The following is a 20,149-nucleotide window of genomic DNA, read 5'->3' as shown; positions in this document are numbered from 1 at the left end:
CAGAGCGTCTATTGATGCATTCCCACGCGGGAGCGTGGGAATGCATCAATGGGGGGCGACTCAAACCCTGAAGTGACTGACCATCATCTGCAACTGATTCCCCAACCGCGCCAGTTCAACACTGGACTTGGCCGTTTCATCGCTGGCCGCCGCAGTCTGTTCGGACACGTCGCGCACGTTGATGATGCTGCGGCTGATCTCTTCGGCCACGGCGCTTTGCTGCTCGGCAGCGGCGGCGATCTGCTGGTTCATCGACTGGATGTTGGACACCGTGCGGGTGATGTTTTCCAGTGACACACCGGCCTTGCGGGTCAGGGCGACGCTGCTGTCGGTGAGCACGCGGCTGTTGTTCATCACCGCCGACACCTTTTGCGTGCCGTTTTGCAGAGCGGCCACCAGGCCTTCGATTTCCTCGGTGGATTTCTGTGTGCGCTGGGCCAGGCCACGGACTTCATCGGCCACCACGGCAAAACCGCGACCGGCTTCACCGGCACGGGCCGCTTCAATTGCTGCGTTGAGCGCCAGCAGGTTGGTCTGCTCGGCGACGGCCTTGATCACGTCCATGACGCTGCCGATCTTGTCGCTTTCCTGTTGCAGCACGCTCATGGCTTCGGTGGAACGCACCACTTCGCTGGCCAGGCGTTCGATCTGGGCGATGGCTTCGTTGACCACTTTGTCGCCTTCGCGGGCTTCGCCGTCAGCGGCGGCTGCGGCTTGCGAGGCTTCTTCGGCGTTGCGCGCGACTTCCTGAACGGTGGCGGTCATCTCGTGCATGGCGGTGGCCACCTGATCGGTCTCGATCTTCTGGCTGTTCACGCCGGCGCTGGTCTGCCCGGTCACCGCCGACAGCTCTTCGGCAGCGCTGGCGATCTGAGTGACGCCGTCGCGGATGCCGCTGATCAAGTCGCGCAGGGTCACGCCCATGCGCGCGATGCCTTGCTGCAACACACCGAGTTCATCACGGCGAGTCACCTTGACGTCCTGGGCCAGGTCGCCGCTGGCGATGCGCTCGACCACGGCCAGCGTGTCGCGCAGCGGGCCGGTGATCTGACGGGTAATGATCACGGCGGCAATGATGCCCACCAGCAGTGCCAGCAAGGTGCTGATCAGTTGCAGGGTGCGGGCTTTTGCGCTTTCGGCGTCGCGGCGGTCAAGCTGGATCTGATACAGCTGCTCGCTGAGGGTCACGATGGCGGCGCCCTGATCCGTCATTTCCTTGCGTGCCTGCACCCCATCGCTACTCGCGGTTTTATAGGCCTGCAAAGCGCTGCGGTAATTGCTCAACGCCGTTTCCAGCTGACGCAGGGCGTCCAGCTGAGTGTCGGCGAAATGCACATTCAGTTGTTTCAGGCTGGCGATGGCGGCGTCCAGTTGACCGACGGCTTTCTGCTCGGTCTCGACGTTGGTGGTCGCGGTGTAGCCGCGCACTTCGTAGCGGGCCAGCAGGAACGCTTCCTTGGCGGCTGTGATGGCCTGGAATTGTTCGAAGCGCTGGTCGCTCAATGGCATTTGCTGCACGTGGGTACTGATGGCGTCGATCAGCGTATTGGCGGTTTCCGCGTTCGCACTCATGGCATCGCGGGCGCTGTTACCCGTGCGGTAGGCGCTGCGCATTTTGTTCAGGGACGCCTTGTAGGCCTCGATGACCGCGCCTTGCTCTTTGAGCAGCTTGAGGTTTTCCGGACTCTTGAATTTCACCAGCAAGGCTTGCTGCTGGGCGGAGAACGCATCAAGGGTGGTCTGCACATTTTGCGCGGCAGTTTCGTCGCCGTTGGTCAGCATGTATTGCAGGCGAACCACGCGCAGCTTGGTCAGGCCGGCATTGAGCTGGGTGATGTCGCTCATCCAGTTACTGCGGTCGATCAGACTGCCCAGGCTTGTCCAGCCGGTCAGGGCGAGGACACAGGTCAGTGCCAGGACCAGGCCAAATCCCAGGCCCAGTTTCATGTTCACGCTGATGTTGCCGAACCAGCTATTCATCAAATTCCTCCAGGAACGTTGCGCTTTGGGTCGTCGGTTGGCTGGAAGATTGTTTTTTTTGTAGCCAAGGATGTGTAACAGGACTGTATCGGCAGCCATCACGAGAGCTGAAAGGATTTTGCCGGAGCGATGTGTAACAAGGTTTTTGCGGGCGTTTTGTAGGCGCGAGCTTGCTCGCGATGGAGGTTAACGATATCGCGTGTTGTCTGAATAAACGCGGCGCGCTTGAGTCCTTCGCGAGCAAGCTCGTTCCTGCAGCGGCGTCCGCCTTAAGCTTTTTTTCACATCGGTTTCACCACTCGCCGACGCCAGGCTCTCTACCCTCTCGGCATTGAATCAAGTGATGCATGCCGGTGAGGCGGCCTGATGTGGAACTTAGACTGAGTCTGTTCGGGATAACGCGCTCGATTGATCTGAGCCGTTTTGCCCGCTATCGAAATACCGCGGTGGTGCTGGCCTCGGTGTTGCTGGTGATTCCGCTGACGGTCTGGCTGTTGCGGCCTGCTGCTGTGCCAGACCTGGCCCACGGCAATGTCGCCGGCGCCCAGGCGTTGCTGACCGGCTGGGCCAAGGGCGACATGATTGTGCTGGTGCGTCATGTCGAGCGCTGCGATCACTCCAAGGCCGCGTGCCTGAGTGGCAATGATGGCATTACCGATCGCGCTCGCAGCGTCGCGGTGAGTGTCGGTGCACAGTTCGAACAGCTGGGGCTGGACAAGGCTGACATCTACAACAGCCCGATGATTCGTACCGCGCAGACCGCCAGCTATATGTTCAACAAGGTTGGCGTCGATGAAGACTGGTTGATCAGTTGCAAGGGCACGATGCTGCGCGATGCCCTGGCGCACAAAGTGGCGGGTCGCAATCTGATTCTGGTGACTCACAGCGAATGCATGTCGCAACTTGAGAAAGACCTCAAGTTACCGACTGCCACCCTCGGTTATGGCGCGTCTTTGTTTATCTCCGCCGCAACACCACAGGCGCCGAAAATGCTCGGTTTCATCGAAGCTTCCGACTGGCGCACGGTGACCACCCAATGAGTAAGTCCATGCGCTTTTACTGCTTCAACTTCGGCATTCCGCTGGCCTGCGCGGCCGTGGTTTTCCTGTTGTTCGACATGACCAGAATCGACATCGCGTTCAGCAATCTGTTTTTTGATCCGGTGACCCGCACCTTTCCGCTCGATCAGGTGCACTTCTTTGAAAAACTCACCCACAAGTGGGCACGCATCATTCCGAACTGGACCGCTGAAATCGCGTTGATCGGCGCGATGCTGTCGTTTGTCTGGCCGCTCATCAACCCGCAAAAGCGACCGCGTCTCAGCCGTTTTCTGGAGCAGTGCAAAGTCGCTGCGGTGCTGCGGTTTGCTAGCGACCATCGGCGGGATTTTCTGTTTGTGGTGTTCGCGTTTGCCATTTGCACCGGCGTGATTCACTTCCTCAAGTCGCACACCAGCGTGTATTGCCCGATTGAAACGACCCTCTACGGCGGGAAAATTGCCCACATGGAGTGGTACAACAATTTCCAGCTGTTCAAGGAAGCCGGCGATGGCCGCTGCTGGCCGGGCGGGCATGCGTCGGGCGGGTTCACCATGCTTGCGCTGTACTTTGTTGCGCGCCGCTATCGCTGGCGCTATTCGAAAGCGCTGATGTATGGCTCGCTGCTCCTCGGTTTCGTCTACGGCACGACACGGGTTCTGCAAGGCTGGCACTACATGTCCCACACTTTTTGGGCCGGGATCTTCGTGTGGCTGGCGTGTTTGCTGACTGCGCTGGCGTTTTACGGGCGAGCGCGCCTGGACCTGCCGGTTCTGCAAAAACACAAAGAACCGGTAGTTTTAATACAGTCGACCAGCCTTTCCTGAAGGCAAAAAAAAAGCCCGCGGGAGGGCGGGCAAACCGTAGTTTCTTGAATGAGCGAGGGCAATGTACCGGTTGGCGAGGCGCATTGGGGTGAAGAAAAATTCATGTGGCTGAAAGGCCGTCTTCAGTACGACTACGGCAGATGATCCGCCGCAAAATCGGCTTCCGAACGCGCGCGCAACCGGCCTTTGCGGCAGGCCTGCTGAAATCGTTCGAAGTCCTGCTCGTTCTGTTCGGTGTAGCGTTGTGCGTACTTGAACAGCGCATCGGCCAGTGATTCGCTTTTGCCGATATAGCCACTGATCTGCGCGGCTTGCCCCGAAGACTTGGCATGGGCGCGGGCCAGGGCGCGGCCGCAGATCCGTCCATAGGCGGCGAACGCTTCCGCGTCGAAGGTCTCGAGTTCGGCCGAGACTTTCATGTCGCGCAACTGGCGCACATAGAAGTGGCGCCCGCTGGGGCCGGTGGTCCAGCCCAGAAACAGGTCGCTGGCTGACTGCATCAGTCGTTGGCCATCGACCACGCGTTGACCGTTATGCCGCACCCGCGATTGGGTCTTCACGTAATCGGCGAGCACCGAGCGTCGCGCTTCCTTGAATTGCAGGAACAACGGGAATCCCTGATCGTCGGTCAGCAGGGCCACCAGGCACCGGGTGCCCACACTGCCCACGCCGACGACTTTGAACGCCATGTCCTGGACATGAAAACGGGATAAAAGTGCTCGGCGGTCGGCTTGGAGCGTGCCCGGATAATCGCGCATGAATGCGTCGTAAAGCGGCCACCAGTCCGACAGACGCAGCCAGTCATCGTCGGCATCCAGCAGCGTGGTGTGGTTGTGCAGGTGGAAGATTTCCGGCAGGTCATCACGAATGATCAGGCGACCCTGTGCGTCACGCTCACTGATTTTCGGCAGCAGTTCGGCATGGGTGCGCCGCTCGGCTTTTTCGATGGCCCGTTCCACATGCTCCAACGTGGCCTTGCTCGCCTGCTGCCGCAGGTCGTCATAACTGATGGACTCGTACCAGGTTTCCAGCGAGCTTTGTTCGGCACATTCGAGCAGGGTCTGTTGATAGGCGCCGACCACATCGTGGCAGACCGTTTCTTCGACGATTTCTCCATGCCGTAGATCGCGCGCGGCAACCAGAAAGCTCGCCACCAGTCGTTTCAGATCCCACTCCCAAGGGCCGGGGTGGGCTTCGTCGAAATCGTTGACGCTAAACAGCAGATTGCGCTCGGGCGTGGCAAAACCGCCGAAGTTCATCAAGTGGCAATCACCACAGATCGACGACACCAGGCCCATGTCCGGAGTGCCGGCCAGGTCGTGGGCGTGCAACAGAGCATTGCCGCGATAAAAGGTGAACGGCGAGACCAGCATCCGACCGTAGCGTAACTCGACCAACGACTTGATCCGGCCTTCGCTCGACGCCTTGATCAGCGGCAGTGGATCGCGGTGTGTCTTGCTCATCGACGCGTGAGAATTGCGCGGGCAGTTCTTGCGAGCGTCCTTGCCTTGCTTCAAGCGGTCTTTGAGGGTGGTCATGGGGGCTCGGCGTTGGGGGCTTATGCGGATTGAGTGTAGAAGGGCGACAAGATTTCAGTCGGTGGGATACGTATTTTGGGGATTTGGGCAAAACCAGTGGTGGGGATTTTCAGTTGGCGGTCAGGCTCAACGTCAACATGCCCGGATTGGAGGAGGGCGTGAAGCGGGAGTTGGCTGAGGCCGCGCATGAGATCTGCCCTTATTCGCGGATGACGCGGGGGCATGTGCAGGTGGAGTTGAAAGTCGTTTGAGGGATCTGAAGGAGCGAGGCTTGCCCGCGAAAGGGGGATGGCAGGCGACTCATTGTTGAATGCGCACGCCTTCACAATGCCAACCCCCAGATGCAACAAAACCCGCACTTGGCGGGTTTTGTCTTGCTTCGTATTTGGTGGAGCCGGGGGGATTTGAACCCCCGTCCGCCAGTACTCCGCTGTCGGTACTACATGCGTAGCCGTGTCTATTAAGTTAACCCTCAGCGACCCGACGGGCAGGGTGCTTTGGGCGAGTTGTGTAAGTTTTAGCCGCTTCGTCCACAACGTACTGCACGGCGATTCTGTTCTATATGACAATCACTTCGAGTTTACAGACATCCTCTAGTGATTGCTGGACCCGAAGGTACCAGAAGCTCAGGGTCTAAGGCTGCTTACGCAGCGATAGAGAATTCCTGGCCGTAGTTTTCGTCATTGGCAACTATAAGTAGTTGCAACAGTGGATTTACGAGTTCTGTTACCAACTCGGCATGCACCTAAAGTTTCGCAACCGGCGTCGAATCCTAAACGGCCCCGAGCCTGTTGCTCTGTGAATCAAAGTGAGCAACAAGCCTGTGCAGTGTACGCCAACGTGGCTCAGAAGGCCAACCCGAAGGTTGGCCACCACAGATTATGGGATGGGTTCGTTGCGCTGTTTGTCAGCGAGTGCCGATGCCTGGGTGGCCTCGGTGACGCATTTTTTGTCGTCCCCGGAAGCTTGGGAAGCTTCGGCGCTGGACATCAGTCTTTTGATCTCCATTGCGGTGTTGCCGGAGCTCGCCGGCAGTGAATTCACTTTGCTTTTGAGCTCTTGCAGCTTGCTCGTACAAAGGTTGTTGTCCGCAGCAAATACGGGAGAGGCCAACATTGCAGCAGAAATGAACAGACCAGCGAGTGCGGTACGTTTCATGGATATCTCCTTGAACTGATGTTCTCGGTGCTGCCGTATGAGCGTGCGGCTCGGCCGAGGTCGGAAAATAAGCCACGATTGATGAGGCCTACTTAAAAGACTACGACGCTGCGCAGGAATTCGGTTTTTGCAAAAAAAATGGCTATGGAAAAACTTTTTAATAGAAGCAATGGCAGTAAAAAGGGGCAAGATTGCTAATGCCAGTCAGTTAAGCGAATTTGTAGGAGCGAGCTTGCTCGCGATGGACTTCAGGACGACGCGTGTATCCAGAGAATACGCGTTATCGTTGGCGTCCATCGCGAGCAAGCTTGCTCCTACAAGGGGTCAGTTTTCGCTTAACTGATCGGCATTAGGCAAGATTGCCCCTTTTTACTGGTGGCCTCTTCGCGGGCAAATCAGATCGCCGCACCGCTACTACGGGCATCATGCCTTCCGCGGATTTGGGCATGGTGTCAAGCTTTTTACTCAGTGACGCGGGCAGCTCACACATGACCAAACCACAGATGCAGCAAAACCCGTACTTGGCGGGTTTTGGTTCGCTTCATATTTGGTGACGCCGGGGGAAGCAAAAGGCCAACCCGAAGGTTGGCATTGTGCCGGGTTACTTCGCGCCTTTGTTCGCGTTCTTGATTTGCTGGATAGTTTGTTCGGTTTCGGCGATGCAATCATTAGTCCCTTCCTTGGTGCCTTTTGCCTGATCGGCTTGGGCTTTCTTGACGCTTTCCATCACCTGATCACTCATCTCCGGAGGAGTCTGTGCCTTGGCATTTTCGATGGTTTTCAAGTTGACCGCACAGAGGTCTTCGGCGGCAAAGGAGGTGGACGCCATCAGCGAGACAGTAACGAACAGACCTAACAGTACAGAACGTTTCATGTGTATCTCCTTGAACTGAGGGTCCAGGCATTTGCTGGCCATCAGGACGGGCTGCCGAGTTTGGTTAAGGCCCGGCAATGTCCGGGCTCAATCTGTGGACTGCGGCGGCGCGTCAGGGTTCTATTTTTCTTCAGGGGCCCTCGCCCGAGTCACTCGATCCACCAGATAGACCAGCCCGTGGTAGTCAATTCCGCCATGTTGCGTCAGACCGATCTCACAGGTGCGGCTGGTCGAAATCCCCTCGCTGCACTGTTGCACCGCATCCTTGAGCGTGCGCAGCGAATGGGCGTTCAGCTCCGGCGTGGTAAAGCCCTTGTCGCCGGCAAATCCACAGCAGTGGATACCTTCGGGAATGACCACGTTTTTGCTGCATTTACGCACCAGATCGATCAGCGCCTGACTTTCCCCCAGGTGCTGAGTGCTGCACGTAACGTGCACCGCGATGGGCGCTTCCTGCGGCATGAATTCGAGACGTTCCATCAAATGCGTACGGATGAAGCGCACCGGATCGTACAGGTCCAGTCGAGCATCACCCAGGTCCTGAACCAGGCGCAGAGTGCAGGGGCTGGTGTCGCAGTAAATCGGATCGAGCCCGCCACGGCTGGCGTGCAGCAACGCGCCAATCAGTTCCTGGCGTTTGTGTTCGGCCTGCTCGGCGTAGCCCTTTGAGGCGAACGGCTGACCACAGCAGAGATTGTCCTGATTGTCCGGAAAGACTACCTGGTAACCGGCTTTTTCCAGCAAACCACGGGTTTTGTCGTACAGCGACATTTGCTCTTTATCACCGGCTGCGGGCCCCATCACCCGCGAGACGCAGGCCGCCAGGTACACCACTCGCGGACGCGCGTCCGTCACGGTCGGGCTGAAGCGAATGGCCTTTTCCGGCTGCGGCATGGCGTTGGTCCATTGCGGGACCTGACCTTTGGATAGCTTCGTCAGCGTCGCCGAAAGTTTCGCCAGGCGTGGCGCTCCCAGCAGCATCCGCGCACCGTTGGCCACGTGCAGGGTGAAGCGTGCACCTTGCAGTGCGGTGGCGAAATTGCCTTCAAGCCAGTTGGCAGTTTTCGTATGCGTCGCCTTACGGCTGCGGAGCTTTTTCACCAGCTCGCCAGTGTTGATTCCTACAGGGCAACGTTGGGCGCACAAACCAGTGGCGGCGCAGGTGTCGATGCCTTGGTATTCGTAAGCGGCTTCCAGTTCGGTGGTGTCGACGCCTGCACGTTTCTTCGCCTGAATGTCCCGCCAGATCACGATGCGCTGGCGCGGGCTCAGGGTCAGGCCTTTTGACGGGCAAACCGGTTCACAAAAACCGCACTCGATGCACTTATCCACAATCTCGTCGGCGGCCGGCAGCGGTTTAAGATTCTTCAGGTGGATCTGCGGATCATCGCTGAGTACCACGTCCGGATTGAGAATGCCGTTGGGGTCGAGCAGGCGTTTGAGCTGCCACATCAACTGGTAGGCATCGCTGCCCCATTCCAGTTCGACGAAGGGCGCCATGTTGCGGCCGGTGCCGTGCTCTGCCTTCAGCGAACCGCCGAATTCCACGGCGACCAGTTGCGCGACGTCGTCCATGAACGCCTGATAGCGTGCGACTTCTTCCGGGTGGTTGAAGCCTTGGGTGAAGACGAAGTGCAGATTGCCTTCCAGGGCGTGTCCGAAAAGAATCGCTTCGTCGTAGTGATGTTTGTCGAACAGCTCGATCAGACGGTTTACGCCGATGGCCAGTTTTTCCACCGGGAAGGTCACGTCTTCGATGATTACGGTGGTGCCGGTTTTACGCACCGCGCCGACGGCGGGGAAGGTGTCCTTGCGAATGGCCCAGAGGCGTGCGTTTTCGACCGGGTCTTCGGTGAAGTCGACTTGTTTCTCCACCGGGAATGAGGCCAGCGACGCCATGATTTGCGCCAGTTGCTCATGCAGCAACGTGGACGACGCGGCGCGGGATTCGATCAGCAGGGCGCAGGCATTGTTCGACAGATGCTGTACGAAAACCGGCATGCCGGGCTTGTCCTGCACCGAGCGCAGACTGCGGCGGTCCAGCAGTTCCACGGCCGACACCGGTTGGCTTTTCAGCACGGTGACGGCGTTGCAGCAGGTTTCCACATCCGGGAACACGATCAGCGCAGACGCCTTGTTCGGGTGGTCGATCACGGTGTCGTAAGTCACTGCGCTGATGAACCCGAGGGTGCCTTCGGAACCTACCAGCAAGTGACTCAAGATATCCACAGGCTCATCGAAATCCACCAGGGCGTTGAGTGACAGGCCAGTGGTATTTTTCAGACGATATTTGTGGCGAATTTTTGCGGCTAATTCGGAATTGGCGCGGGTCTCGCGGCCCAGTGTCGCCAGACGTTCAAGCAGTGCTGCGTGGCTCTCACGAAACGCCGCGACACTCGCCGCATCTTCGGTATCGAGGCGGCTGCCGTCGGCGAGCACCAGGCGAATTCCGGCCAGCGTGTGATAGGTGTTTTGTGCCGTGCCGCAGCACATGCCGCTGGCATTGTTGGCGACAATGCCACCGATTTTGCAGGCGTTGATCGAGGCCGGGTCCGGACCGATCTTGCGCCCGAACGGTGCCAGCCAGGCGTTGGCCTGTGCGCCTATCACGCCCGGTTGCAGGCGGATTTGCGTGCCTTGACCGCGGATCTCGCGACCGTTCCAGTTATCCCCAAGCACGATCAGCACCGAATCGCTGATGGCCTGGCCGGACAGGCTGGTGCCGGCGGCGCGGAAGGTCACCGGGACTTGATCCCGTTGCGCCAGTCTGAGCAGAGACACCACTTCATCTTCGGATTCGACGCGGATCACCAGTTTCGGAATCAACCGGTAGAAACTGGCGTCGGTGCCGAAGGCCAATGTCGACAGAGGGTCGTCGAAACGTCGCTCTTGGGGGATCAGTTGTTGTGCATCTCGCAGGAAAGCCGCCGGTAGATTCATTGGTCCTCCAGGATCAAAACCACCAGGTCTTTTGGACCGTGAGCGCCGTAGGCCAGGACTTGCTCGATGTCAGCGGTCTTCGACGGGCCGGAGACCAGCAGCGCGTTGGTCGGCATGCCTTGCGCCCAGTTGAATTCCTGCTGCACCTGATAGAAGTTGTCGCGGATTTCACTGGCCTTGAGCAGGGCGAAATGCACCGGCGGCACCAGGCTCATCAAGCGCGGTTCTTCCCGCGTCGGCCAGAGAATCAGACTGCCTGTCGCGGCGATTGCGCCGAAGGTGCCGGTCAGACTGGCCGGGGTGTCGTTGAACAGCTCGGCTTTCCATTCTTCAACCGGACGGTCGTAGGACTTAAGCGTGGGCAGGCCAGAATTTTTCTCCCAGTGCTGAACGATACGTTGACCGTGAGGCGTAGTCGGCGCGATCAACAGGCTTGGCAATTGGCGATCGCGCAGTAATTGCGCCAGCAGCGCTGGCCAACCGTCGCCTGATGTCAGATGGATTTCCGTGTGCACCGCTTCCATCAGTTTGCGCAGTTGCGGAATGCGTTGCTCGGGCGCGTAGGTGTACGGCGCTGTCACCAGATCGACGTCGAATTCGTCAGGCACGGGCGTGGTGCCGGTCAGACTTTTCCGCAACTTGGCGAGGATATTTTGCTTGGCGCTCATCAGCGGTCTCCCTGTTTGGCCAGATGTTCGCGGGCCATGTCATGCAGTGAGCGGGCAGCGGGTTTCGGGGCGCTGTGGTTCTGCGTCCATGGACTCACGTTGCTCGGTGCGAGGGCGCGCAGTCGCGTGGCGAAGAAGCCGAATAGACGATACAGCGTCGGCGAGCTGTTGAGTCTGGCCCAGGCATTCCAGATAAAACGCTCCTTGCGCGAATACTTGCTGCCCTGGCCGCGCATGACTTGATGCGGGCTGTCCGGGGCTTTGACGTTCTCTTCCCGTAGGCGGCGCAACAATGCCGGGATAGGAATTTTTACCGGGCAGACTTCGCCGCAGGCACCGCACAGCGACGACGCACTCGGATGGTCCGGAACATTCGCCAGACCGACCATGTGCGGAGTGATGATTTTTCCGATAGGCCCGGGGTAAACCTCCCCATAGGCGTGACCGCCGATTCGAGTGTAGACCGGGCAATGATTCATACAGGCGCCGCAGCGGATGCAGTTCAGAGTCTGGCGCAATTCGCTGTCGGCAAAGGCCTGGCTGCGACCGTTGTCCAGCAGCACCAGATGCACTTCCTGAGGGCCGTCGAGCTCGTGCGCCTTGCGCGGGCCAGAGATCATGTTGACGTAGGTGGTGATCGGCTGGCCAAGGGCCGAGCGGGTCAGCAGCGACAACAGCGGCACCACGTCGCGCAGGTTTTCCACGACTTTTTCGATGCCGGTGACGGCGATGTGCACCGGCGGCACCGTGGTGGTCATGCGGCCGTTACCTTCGTTTTCCACCAGCAGCAGGGTGCCGGTTTCGGCCACGGCGAAGTTGACGCCGGAGACGCCGATGTCCGCTTCGAAGAACTTCTGTCGCAAGACTTTGCGACCGATCTGAATGAGTTGGTCAACGTCCTTGGTGTACTCCACGCCAAGTTTGTCGTGGAACAAGGACGCGACCTGACCGGCATTCTTGTGGATCGCCGGCATAATAATGTGTGAAGGCTTCTCGTGGTCGAGCTGGACGATGTACTCGCCCATGTCCGATTCCAGGCATTCAATGCCCTGTTCAGCGAGGAAGTGATTCATCTCCATCTCTTCGCTGACCATCGATTTGCCCTTGATCACTTGCCGCCCCTCGTGAGCGCGGATGATCGAGAGGACGATGCCATTGGCCTCGTCCACCGTTTCCGCCCAGTGCACTGTCACACCGTTGCGGGTCAGGTTCTGTTCAAGTTGCTCGAGCAGGTCGGGCAACTTCGATAACGCACGGGCGCGGACAGCGTTGCCCAGCACTCGCAAATGTTCTCTTTCATGGGCATCGCTGAAGGACGTTGCCCGTTTTGTCATCAGTGAATCCATCGCAGTGCGAAAGTTGTTTCGCAGTTGCTTGTCACCCAACGCCTTATGGGCGCGGGTGCGGAAATCTTCTTCTACGGCAACCGTAGGAATAATCGCGGAAGCGTTCATTGGCCACCTCGGGTTCGCTGCCAGAGGAAACTGGCCAGATGCTGACCGCGCAACGCTTCCTTCTGTTTCTCCAGCGAGCCATTGATGTTCATCAAGCAACCGCAGTCGGCACTGATTACCTGGTGCGCGCCGGATTCCTTCAACGACCGGGTCTTGTCCGCCACCATCGCGCCGGAAATGTCTGGCATACGGACGCTGAAAGTCCCACCGAAGCCACAGCATTCGCTTTCATGGCTGTGGTCGACACGTTCCACATTACCCAACTGCGCCAACAACTCGCGACCGTGCAGGTGGGTGTTCATCTCGCGACGTGCCGAGCACGAGGTGTGCAACGCCACTTTTACCGGTTCGCCGCTGTCCTTGAGCTGCACCTTGCAGACGAACAACAGAAACTCGGCCAACTCATAGGTCCGGGCTGCCAGCGCCTGAACCTGTTTCAGTGTTTCCGGCTCGTCCTTGAACAAGTCGGCGTAGTGTTCGCGCAGCATGCCGGCACACGATCCCGACGGCACCACCACCGGATAATCCCCAGCGAACAGCGCCAGTTGCGAGCGTGCCACGGTCCGGGCCTGGTCGGTGTAACCGGAGGTGTAGGCCGGTTGCCCGCAGCAGCTTTGCCCCTGCGGGTACTCGACACGAATGCCTTCGCGTTCCAGCAGGTGAATCGCGTCCATCCCGGCTTCCGGGTAGAACAAATCCACCACGCAGGTTCCGAACAGGTAGACCCGTGGCGGTTTTTCGCTGGGATATTGCCGAGGCTCGGGCAGTGGCGGGGCGACGCGGGTCGCGTTCGGCACGGCATTGTAAAAAAGCTCGCTCATCAGGCGTGTCTCTCGGCCGGTTATCCGTCCGCTGAGGCTGCTGAAATATAGAGAGTGATTCTTTCAGCAGCCTTACAGACCGGGTTGTGGATAGCTGACGCCGGAATCGTGGTCCGGCGTCGGTTTTTGCTGTCTGTCTTGTAGTACTTAGTGCACCAGCATGCCGGTGAACCAGTAAGCCTGAGCCAATGTGATCAGGCCGACGATGGTTGCGAAGAACAGGCTGTGCTTCAGGGTGAAACGAAACAGATCCGACTCCTTGCCCACCAGACCGGTCGCGGCGCAGGCCACAGCGATCGATTGTGGCGAGATCATCTTGCCGGTCACGCCGCCGCTGGTGTTCGCCGCGACCAGCAAGGTGTCGTTGACGCCGATCTGGTGCGCGGTGGTCGCTTGCAACGAGCTGAACAGTGCGTTGGACGAGGTATCGGAACCGGTCAGGAACACGCCCAGCCAGCCGAGGAACGGCGAGAAGAACGGGAACGCTGCGCCGGTGCCTGCCAGTACCAGGGCCATGGTCGACGACATGCCCGAGTAGTTGGTGACGAAGGCAAACGCCAGCACCATGCCAATGGACAGAATCGGCCAGCGCAGCTCGTAGAAGGTCTCTCTAAAAGTGGTAAGACCAGTTCTGATGTTGATCTTCAGTACCAGCATCGAAATCAGCGCGGAGAAGAAAATCGCCGTGCCGGTCGCGGAAATCGGGTCGAGTTTGAATACAGCCGGAATCGCCGTCGGAGCCGTCACGATCGGGGCGACCTTGATCACCATCTGGTCCAGGTGCGGAATGGCGAAGTTGAACACCCAGCTGTACATCGAACCGCCAGCGGCAAACATCGCCTTGAACGGTTTCAGAGTCCAGATGGTGACCAGAACGGTAAGGATCAGAAACGGCGACCAGGCTTTGAAAATTTCACCGAGGCTGTAAGGCGAAGCCACGGTTGTGCGCGGCTGGCCGAAACCGCCGGCGCTGGCGGTCACCACCGAAGCCGAGACAGCGCCGACGATGTGTTGACCCGCAGCGCGTTTTGGCTGCCAGACTTTCAGGAACAGCGTCAGGGAGATCAGGCTGGCCAGGGCCGAGGTGATGTCCGGCAGTTCCGGGCCGATGAAGTTCGAGGTGAAGTATTGGGTGACGGCAAAGCTCAAACCGGCCACCAGCGCTGCCGGCCAGGTTTCCCGCACACCGCGCAGGCCGTCCATCATGAACACCAGCCAGAACGGCACGAACAGCGACAGCAACGGCAGTTGGCGGCCGGTCATGGCGCCGATCTTGAACGCATCAATACCGGTCACTTGCCCGGCGACGATGATCGGAATTCCCAAGGCGCCGAACGCCACCGGTGCAGTGTTGGCGATCAGGCACAGGCCGGCGGCGTACAGCGGATTGAAGCCCAGTCCTACAAGCAGTGCGGCGGTAATCGCTACCGGAGCGCCGAAACCGGCTGCACCTTCAAGGAATGCGCCGAAGCAGAAGCCGATCAGCAGCACCTGCAAACGCTGGTCGTCGGTGATCGACAGGACGGAGCTGCGAATCACCTCGAACTGACCACTCTTGACCGTCAGTTTGTAGAGGAACACAGCGGCCACGATGATCCACGCAATCGGCCACAGGCCGTAAGCGAAACCATACCCGGCGGCGGCGAATGCCATATCGACCGGCATCTGGAAGGCGAAGATGGCGACCGCAATGGACAAGGCCAGTGTGATGCTGCCAGCCACGTGCCCTTTGAGTCGGAACACGGCCAGCGCCAGAAAGAAAAACACGATGGGAATTACGGCGGCGAGCGCGGAAAGGCCGAGGCTGCCGAGCGGGGTATAGAGCTGTTGCCAGGTTTGCATATGGGGTGGCCCCTAATTGTTGTTGGTCAGGCACTGTTCAGCGTTCTTGGATAATTGGTAATACCAATTTACAATCGCTGTTCGCTAGGGTAAAAGCCTTGTAGGCGGTGTGTCAATTTGCCGCCCTAAAACTTTTGTCGAACAAGCGCTGTGGCTTCCGAGTGATGCGCTCGAACAAATGCCGTCTGGTAGGTGCTGGCACAGCGTCGATAGGCCAGAATAGAGAGCCCGGCGAGCCGTCGGGATCGTGGAGATTTGAGTTATGGGGTTTGATCAAATTCGTCAGCGCCGTTTGTCTGACGATATTGTCGAGCAGCTCGAGGGGATGATCCTCGAGGGCACGCTGAAGGCGGGTGAACGCTTGCCGGCAGAACGCGCGCTGGCCGAGCAGTTCGGCGTGTCACGCCCTTCGTTGCGCGAAGCGATCCAGAAACTGGCGGCCAAGGGCTTGCTGGTCAGTCGCCAGGGTGGCGGAAATTACGTGGTGGAATCACTGGGCACGACCTTCAGTGATCCGCTTCTTCATCTGCTGGAAAGCAACCCCGAGGCCCAGCGTGATCTGCTGGAGTTTCGCCACACCCTGGAAGCGTCCTGCGCCTATTACGCGGCACTGCGCGCCACAGATGTCGATCGCGAGCGACTGACTGCGGCCTTTAATGAATTGCAGGATTGCTACACGCGTCACGATGAAGTGAGCCGGGCGGAAGAGGGCGCGGCGGATGCGAAATTTCACCTGGCCATCGCCGAAGCCAGTCACAACGCGGTGTTGCTGCACACCATTCGCGGGCTGTTCGATCTGCTCAAGCGCAACGTGGTGACCAACATCGGTGGAATGTACAAACAGCGCACTGAAACCCGCGACATGCTGATCACGCAGCACCGGGAGTTGTACATGGCGATTATCGAAGGACGGGCGGAACAGGCGCGAGAAGTCTCCAGTCGACACATTTTGTATGTGCAGGAAGTGCTGGAAGAGGTGCGTCAGGAAGTGCAGCGAATGGCCCGGGCGGAGCGGCGCAAGGGGATGTGAATTCAAAAAAAGCAAAAGATCGCAGCCTTCGGCAGCTCCTACAGGGAAACGCGAATCCCGGTGTAGGAGCTGCCGAAGGCTGCGATCTTTTCGCTAGCGCCACAACGTTCAGGCAGAAAGATTAGTCTTCCTTGCCCTTGTTGCGCACCGCACGCTGCAACTCGCGACCGGCGTCGCGTTCGCGTTCGGTATCACGCTTGTCGTATTCCTTCTTACCCTTGCCCAGCGCGATCTCGCACTTGACCATGTGCTTGCTCCAGTACCAGGACAGGCACACGCACGCGTAACCCTTTTGCTGCACAGCGGCGGCCAGCTTTTCCAGCTCGCGGCGGTTGAGCAGCAATTTTCGGGTGCGCGTCGGATCAGCGATGACGTGGGTGCTGGCGGTCGTCAGGGGCGTAATGTGGCTGCCGAGCAGCCAGGCTTCGCCATCCTTGAGCAGTACATAACTGTCAACCAGTTGCAGCTTGCTTGCCCGCAGACTTTTTACTTCCCAGCCGGCCAGGACCAGACCAGCCTCGAACCGATGTTCGATGAAGTAATCGTGTCGCGCCTTTTTATTTTGCGCGATGGTCCCTGTTGGGTGTTTCTTCTGTTTAGCCATAGGGGCGGCATTATAGGGAGTTGCAAGCGAGTCGGCTACGGTGACGCAGCGTGCTTGAGCAGGTTGATTGAATCCCGGACAATGCGCCCTCTTTTTTCAATGCTTGGACGTGGTAACGATGTCGACAGACAAGGTTTCTGTCCACGGCAGTTGGGCTAGCCGCTGGGTCTTCATACTCGCCGCGACCGGTTCGGCCGTGGGCCTGGGTAGCATCTGGAAGTTCCCGTACATGGTCGGGGTCTACGGCGGCGGTGCGTTTGTGTTGATGTTCCTGGCCTGTATCGCACTGATCGGCGTGCCGGTCATGCTGGCGGAAACGCTGATCGGCCGGCGCGCCCGGCAAAGTCCGGCCAACGCGTTGAAGGTGCTGGCGCTGGAGGCGGGGCATTCGGGCAAGTGGTCCTGGGGTGCCTTCGCCGGGATGATCACGGCCTTGTTGATCCTCTCTTTTTATAGCGTCGTCGGCGGCTGGTCGCTGGATTACATCATCGACATGGGGCGCGGCGATTTCCAGGGTGTAACGCCTGATCAGGTCGGCGCGTACTTTGGCAAGGTGATCGCCGATCCATGGCGCCTGACACTTTGGCACACGATTTTTATGCTGCTGTCCGCCATTGTGATCGCCAAAGGCGTCGTCGCCGGGCTTGAACGCAGCCTGCGCATCATGATGCCGTTGCTCTTCGTAATGATTCTGGTGCTGCTGGGCTACAGCATGACCACCGGCCATTTCATGGCGGGTGTGCATTTCATGTTCGATTTCCACCCGGAAAAAGTCCTCGATGGCTTGCTGCCCGCGATGGGGCATGCGTTCTTCTCCCTGAGCGTGGGCGTGGGTTCGATCATGATCTACGGCGCTTACATGCCGAAGGACTCGTCGATTTCCGGCACTGTCGTCGGTGTCGCCTTGCTCGATACCTTTGTTTCTCTTGTGGCCGGCCTGGCATTGTTTCCGATTGTGTTCGCCGCAGGCCTGAACCCGAGTGAAGGCCCTGGCCTGATGTTTGTCAGCCTGCCATTTGCCTTTGGTAACGTAGCGTTCGGCCAGTTGATGGGCGTAGTGTTCTTCGTGCTGGTAGCAATTGCGGCCTGGAGTTCGGCGATTTCGTTGCTGGAGCCGATGGTGGCTTACCTGGTTGAACGTACTAAAGTCAGTCGCGCCTGGGTGACGTTCTGGCTGGCGTTCAGTTGCTGGTTCGTTGGTCTGGGCACGGTGTTTTCCTTCAATATCTGGAGGGAAGCCAAATTTTTCGTGAACGAAGGCGGGATGTTCCATCTCTATCAATGGGGTGCGGCCAGCGGCCTGGATTTCTTTGGTGTAATCGATTTCTTCACCTCGCGGATCATGCTGCCACTCGGTGGTTTGTGTTTCGTGGTGTTTGCAGGCTGGGTAATGGGGCGTGAAGCGGTGCGCGACGAGTTGTCGATCCGCAGCCCCATGCTGTTCAATCTGTCCCTGTTTTTGATGCGCTATGTGGCGCCCATCGGCATTCTCGTAGTGTTTGCCGCCCAGCTTTGGAAGTGACGCTGACATGACGACACACATTCAACGTTCGGCTCTGCTGCCGTATCCGGCGCAAGCGCTGTATGACCTGGTCAATGACGTGGCGCGTTACCCGGAGTTTCTGCCGTGGTGCTCGTCGGCCGAAGTCCTGGAATGCTCTCCCGAGCAAATGCGCGCGAGCGTCGGCGTGGCCAAGGGGGGGCTTAGTCAGCATTTCGTGACGCGCAACACGCTGGTTCCGGGGCAATCGATCGAGATGAACCTCGAGGAAGGCCCGTTCACTCAGTTGCATGGCATCTGGGTGTTCAAGGCATTGACCGACAAGGCCTGCAAGATCAGCCTGGACCTTTCGTTCGATTACGCCGGGCCGATTGTTCGCGCGACCCTGGGGCCGCTGTTCAATCAGGCGGCCAATACGTTGATGGATGCGTTCTGCCAGCGCGCCAAACAGATGCATGGTTGAGGCCGTGATCGAGGTTGAGGTGGTGTATGCCGCCGTGGATCGTCAGGTGCTTCTCTGTGAAACAGTGCCCGCAGGCACGACAGTGCGGATGGCTTTGCTGAAGTCGAGGGTGGCCGAGGAGTTTCCAGAGCTGGATCTGGCTAATTGTCCCGTGGGGATATTCGGCAAAGTGGTCGCGGATCCGGACACTCGTCAGGTTCAGGCGGGGGATCGCATCGAGATTTATCGGCCGCTGCTGGCTGATCCGAAAGAGGTTCGCCGGCTTCGCGCCGCCAAGGCTGCCGAAGCCAAAGCGCGGAATCAGTAATGAACCAAACGCCAGACAATAAAAAACCCGGACATGCCGGGTTTTTTATTGCGTCGCAAATTATTGCGGCGAGGTTTCCAGCGGTTCTGGCGATGGGACCGGAACGGTTTCTACACCGTCGACATCCTTCTGGATCTGATCCAGCAACGAGCCTGGCTTCACCGGTTTTTCCGGCTTCGGCTTCTCGGCGTTTTCAGCAGGTGCGGTCACGTTAGTGCCACTATCCTTGCCGAGAATGGCTTCGTCCCGGCTCACGCCTGGCATGAAATCACCAGAGAGGCTGACAAGTTGATCATTTGGGTTGAAGATAACGCTAATGCGTTCCTGTTGGCGTTCACCGCCACCCGGTTGCAGGCTGTACAGATAATCCCAGCGATCGGCATGGAACGTGTCGGTCAGCAGAGGGTTGCCCATGATAAACCGTACTTGCCGACGGGTCATTCCCGGGCGTAACTGGTCTATCATGTCCTGCGTGACGACATTGCCCTGCTGGATGTCGATTTTGTAAACCCCGGGGAATGAACAACCGGCGAGTGCGAGCAGTCCCACAAAGGTGAAACTGGTTAGCAAGAGCTTGGTGTTTTGCATCGGTGGGCGACTTCCACTATCTTGGCTGGGACAACGTAAACGCCGATCATACCCGCATTAAGAGAAGCTGCGAAGCAGCATCGCGAGAAAGCTGACCATGGTTGAAAATAGCGAACTACGCAAAGCCGGCCTCAAAGTGACCCTCCCACGGGTCAAGATTCTGCAAATGCTCGATTCCGCCCAGCAACGCCACATGAGTGCCGAGGATGTTTACAAGGCGCTGATGGAGGCTGGTGAGGACGTCGGTCTGGCCACGGTTTACCGTGTACTGACTCAGTTCGAGGCAGCTGGCCTTGTGGTGCGGCACAACTTCGACGGAGGCCATGCGGTCTTCGAGCTGGACGACGGCAAGCATCACGACCATATGGTCAACGTCGAGACCAGTGAAGTGATCGAATTCTTCGACGAAGAAATCGAGCGTCTGCAGAAAGCCATTGTCGACAAATATGGCTTTGAGATGGTTGATCACAACCTTGTACTGTACGTGCGCAAGAAAAAGTAAGCATGTCGCGCGAAC

The 20,149-nt window shown here is 58.6% G+C and carries 18 protein-coding genes, 1 other RNA gene and 1 pseudogene; 7 read left to right on the top strand and 13 right to left on the bottom strand.

Translation table 11 applies throughout. The annotated features are described in order from the left end of the window. Positions 1–60 precede the first annotated feature (60 nt). Both ACYZTL_RS11935 and ACYZTL_RS11930 read right to left on the bottom strand, forming a co-directional pair. Positions 61–774: a methyl-accepting chemotaxis protein gene (locus tag ACYZTL_RS11935; RefSeq protein WP_461954296.1), complete on the bottom strand. Its 714-nt coding sequence runs from the start codon at positions 772–774 to the stop codon at positions 61–63. A gap of 144 nt (positions 775–918) precedes the next feature. Continuing rightward, positions 919–1,845, bottom strand: a pseudogene (locus ACYZTL_RS11930) (methyl-accepting chemotaxis protein); the annotation flags it as partial. A 503-nt stretch (positions 1,846–2,348) separates the two neighbouring features. Between ACYZTL_RS11930 and pmrG the strand changes: the two are divergent. Further along, positions 2,349–3,020 carry a lipopolysaccharide core heptose(II)-phosphate phosphatase PmrG gene (pmrG, locus tag ACYZTL_RS11925; protein ID WP_461951953.1) on the top strand — a complete coding sequence of 224 codons (672 nt, stop codon included), beginning with the start codon at positions 2,349–2,351 and terminating at the stop codon, positions 3,018–3,020. A gap of 8 nt (positions 3,021–3,028) precedes the next feature. Continuing rightward, positions 3,029–3,844, top strand: coding sequence for a phosphatase PAP2 family protein (locus tag ACYZTL_RS11920; protein WP_461954295.1), 816 nt, complete (start codon positions 3,029–3,031; stop codon positions 3,842–3,844). 131 nt (positions 3,845–3,975) lie between these two features. Here the strand turns inward: ACYZTL_RS11920 and ACYZTL_RS11915 are convergent, their stop codons facing one another. The 9 genes from ACYZTL_RS11915 to ACYZTL_RS11875 form a co-directional block, all read right to left on the bottom strand. Then, on the bottom strand, positions 3,976–5,382 hold the full coding sequence (locus ACYZTL_RS11915; protein WP_461951952.1) for a DUF2252 domain-containing protein: 1,407 nt from the start codon (positions 5,380–5,382) through the stop codon (positions 3,976–3,978). Positions 5,383–5,768: 386 nt separating this feature from the next. After that, positions 5,769–6,166: a transfer-messenger RNA gene (gene ssrA, locus ACYZTL_RS11910) on the bottom strand. 95 nt (positions 6,167–6,261) lie between these two features. Further along, complete coding sequence (locus ACYZTL_RS11905) at positions 6,262–6,540, bottom strand: hypothetical protein (protein ID WP_461951951.1); 279 nt, start codon at positions 6,538–6,540, stop codon at positions 6,262–6,264. Between the two features lie 601 nt (positions 6,541–7,141). Further along, positions 7,142–7,414 (bottom strand): hypothetical protein, encoded by a 273-nt coding sequence (locus ACYZTL_RS11900; RefSeq protein ID WP_461951950.1) that lies wholly within the window; start codon positions 7,412–7,414, stop codon positions 7,142–7,144. Between the two features lie 120 nt (positions 7,415–7,534). After that, on the bottom strand, positions 7,535–10,354 hold the full coding sequence (locus tag ACYZTL_RS11895) for an FAD-binding and (Fe-S)-binding domain-containing protein (RefSeq protein WP_461951949.1): 2,820 nt from the start codon (positions 10,352–10,354) through the stop codon (positions 7,535–7,537). After that, positions 10,351–11,022 carry a LutC/YkgG family protein gene (locus ACYZTL_RS11890; protein WP_461951948.1) on the bottom strand — a complete coding sequence of 224 codons (672 nt, stop codon included), beginning with the start codon at positions 11,020–11,022 and terminating at the stop codon, positions 10,351–10,353. Before ACYZTL_RS11890 ends, ACYZTL_RS11895 begins: the two co-directional genes overlap by 4 nt. Further along, positions 11,022–12,476: a LutB/LldF family L-lactate oxidation iron-sulfur protein gene (locus tag ACYZTL_RS11885; RefSeq protein WP_461951947.1), complete on the bottom strand. Its 1,455-nt coding sequence runs from the start codon at positions 12,474–12,476 to the stop codon at positions 11,022–11,024. Before ACYZTL_RS11885 ends, ACYZTL_RS11890 begins: the two co-directional genes overlap by 1 nt. Further along, entirely contained in the window at positions 12,473–13,297 is an 825-nt protein-coding gene (locus tag ACYZTL_RS11880; protein WP_461951946.1) for a (Fe-S)-binding protein, read from the bottom strand. Before ACYZTL_RS11880 ends, ACYZTL_RS11885 begins: the two co-directional genes overlap by 4 nt. A gap of 147 nt (positions 13,298–13,444) precedes the next feature. Further along, positions 13,445–15,139 carry a lactate permease LctP family transporter gene (locus ACYZTL_RS11875; RefSeq protein WP_461951945.1) on the bottom strand — a complete coding sequence of 565 codons (1,695 nt, stop codon included), beginning with the start codon at positions 15,137–15,139 and terminating at the stop codon, positions 13,445–13,447. A 262-nt stretch (positions 15,140–15,401) separates the two neighbouring features. On the opposite strand from ACYZTL_RS11875, the gene ACYZTL_RS11870 reads away from it, so the two are divergent. Continuing rightward, a complete protein-coding gene (locus ACYZTL_RS11870) occupies positions 15,402–16,169 on the top strand; it encodes a GntR family transcriptional regulator (protein WP_150639738.1) in 768 nt (255 codons plus the stop codon). A 121-nt stretch (positions 16,170–16,290) separates the two neighbouring features. On the opposite strand, the gene smpB is transcribed toward ACYZTL_RS11870, so the two are convergent. After that, positions 16,291–16,773, bottom strand: coding sequence for an SsrA-binding protein SmpB (gene smpB / locus ACYZTL_RS11865; RefSeq protein WP_018929470.1), 483 nt, complete (start codon positions 16,771–16,773; stop codon positions 16,291–16,293). Between the two features lie 118 nt (positions 16,774–16,891). Here smpB and ACYZTL_RS11860 point away from each other — a divergent pair, with 118 nt between their 5' ends. The 3 genes from ACYZTL_RS11860 to ACYZTL_RS11850 are packed head-to-tail and all read left to right on the top strand — an operon-like array spanning position 16,892 to position 19,044. Next, positions 16,892–18,295, top strand: a complete 1,404-nt coding sequence (locus ACYZTL_RS11860) for a sodium-dependent transporter (protein WP_461951944.1) — start codon at positions 16,892–16,894, stop codon at positions 18,293–18,295. Positions 18,296–18,302: 7 nt separating this feature from the next. After that, positions 18,303–18,737, top strand: coding sequence for a type II toxin-antitoxin system RatA family toxin (locus ACYZTL_RS11855; protein ID WP_461951943.1), 435 nt, complete (start codon positions 18,303–18,305; stop codon positions 18,735–18,737). Then, positions 18,730–19,044, top strand: coding sequence for an RnfH family protein (locus ACYZTL_RS11850; protein WP_461951942.1), 315 nt, complete (start codon positions 18,730–18,732; stop codon positions 19,042–19,044). The genes ACYZTL_RS11855 and ACYZTL_RS11850 overlap by 8 nt, the downstream gene beginning before the upstream one ends. A 60-nt stretch (positions 19,045–19,104) precedes the next feature. Here ACYZTL_RS11850 and ACYZTL_RS11845 read toward each other — a convergent pair whose 3' ends face one another. After that, positions 19,105–19,632, bottom strand: a complete 528-nt coding sequence (locus tag ACYZTL_RS11845) for an outer membrane protein assembly factor BamE (RefSeq protein ID WP_461951941.1) — start codon at positions 19,630–19,632, stop codon at positions 19,105–19,107. A gap of 97 nt (positions 19,633–19,729) precedes the next feature. On the opposite strand from ACYZTL_RS11845, the gene fur reads away from it, so the two are divergent. Next, complete coding sequence (gene fur, locus ACYZTL_RS11840) at positions 19,730–20,134, top strand: ferric iron uptake transcriptional regulator (protein ID WP_461951940.1); 405 nt, start codon at positions 19,730–19,732, stop codon at positions 20,132–20,134. The last annotated feature ends 15 nt before the right edge of the window (positions 20,135–20,149 follow it).

Source organism: Pseudomonas sp. LB3P81 (assembly GCF_054897965.1).
The sequence above is the reverse complement of the archived record's forward strand: the minus strand, read 5'-3'. Positions and strand labels throughout refer to the sequence as shown.

Excerpts from the sequence above, each read along its gene's own strand:
- ACYZTL_RS11860 (WP_461951944.1), top strand. The coding sequence starts at position 16,892 with ATGTCGACAGACAAGGTTTCTGTCCACGGCAGTTGGGCTAGCCGCTGG.
- ACYZTL_RS11870 (WP_150639738.1), top strand. The coding sequence starts at position 15,402 with ATGGGGTTTGATCAAATTCGTCAGCGCCGTTTGTCTGACGATATTGTC.
- fur (WP_461951940.1), top strand. The coding sequence starts at position 19,730 with ATGGTTGAAAATAGCGAACTACGCAAAGCCGGCCTCAAAGTGACCCTC.
- ACYZTL_RS11850 (WP_461951942.1), top strand. The coding sequence starts at position 18,730 with ATGGTTGAGGCCGTGATCGAGGTTGAGGTGGTGTATGCCGCCGTGGAT.
- ACYZTL_RS11885 (WP_461951947.1), bottom strand. The coding sequence starts at position 12,476 with ATGAACGCTTCCGCGATTATTCCTACGGTTGCCGTAGAAGAAGATTTC.
- ACYZTL_RS11845 (WP_461951941.1), bottom strand. The coding sequence starts at position 19,632 with ATGCAAAACACCAAGCTCTTGCTAACCAGTTTCACCTTTGTGGGACTG.
- smpB (WP_018929470.1), bottom strand. The coding sequence starts at position 16,773 with ATGGCTAAACAGAAGAAACACCCAACAGGGACCATCGCGCAAAATAAA.
- ACYZTL_RS11895 (WP_461951949.1), bottom strand. The coding sequence starts at position 10,354 with ATGAATCTACCGGCGGCTTTCCTGCGAGATGCACAACAACTGATCCCC.
- ACYZTL_RS11920 (WP_461954295.1), top strand. The coding sequence starts at position 3,029 with ATGCGCTTTTACTGCTTCAACTTCGGCATTCCGCTGGCCTGCGCGGCC.
- ACYZTL_RS11855 (WP_461951943.1), top strand. The coding sequence starts at position 18,303 with ATGACGACACACATTCAACGTTCGGCTCTGCTGCCGTATCCGGCGCAA.
- ACYZTL_RS11905 (WP_461951951.1), bottom strand. The coding sequence starts at position 6,540 with ATGAAACGTACCGCACTCGCTGGTCTGTTCATTTCTGCTGCAATGTTG.
- ACYZTL_RS11935 (WP_461954296.1), bottom strand. The coding sequence starts at position 774 with ATGCACGAGATGACCGCCACCGTTCAGGAAGTCGCGCGCAACGCCGAA.
- ACYZTL_RS11900 (WP_461951950.1), bottom strand. The coding sequence starts at position 7,414 with ATGAAACGTTCTGTACTGTTAGGTCTGTTCGTTACTGTCTCGCTGATG.
- ACYZTL_RS11890 (WP_461951948.1), bottom strand. The coding sequence starts at position 11,022 with ATGAGCGCCAAGCAAAATATCCTCGCCAAGTTGCGGAAAAGTCTGACC.
- ACYZTL_RS11880 (WP_461951946.1), bottom strand. The coding sequence starts at position 13,297 with ATGAGCGAGCTTTTTTACAATGCCGTGCCGAACGCGACCCGCGTCGCC.
- ACYZTL_RS11915 (WP_461951952.1), bottom strand. The coding sequence starts at position 5,382 with ATGACCACCCTCAAAGACCGCTTGAAGCAAGGCAAGGACGCTCGCAAG.
- ACYZTL_RS11875 (WP_461951945.1), bottom strand. The coding sequence starts at position 15,139 with ATGCAAACCTGGCAACAGCTCTATACCCCGCTCGGCAGCCTCGGCCTT.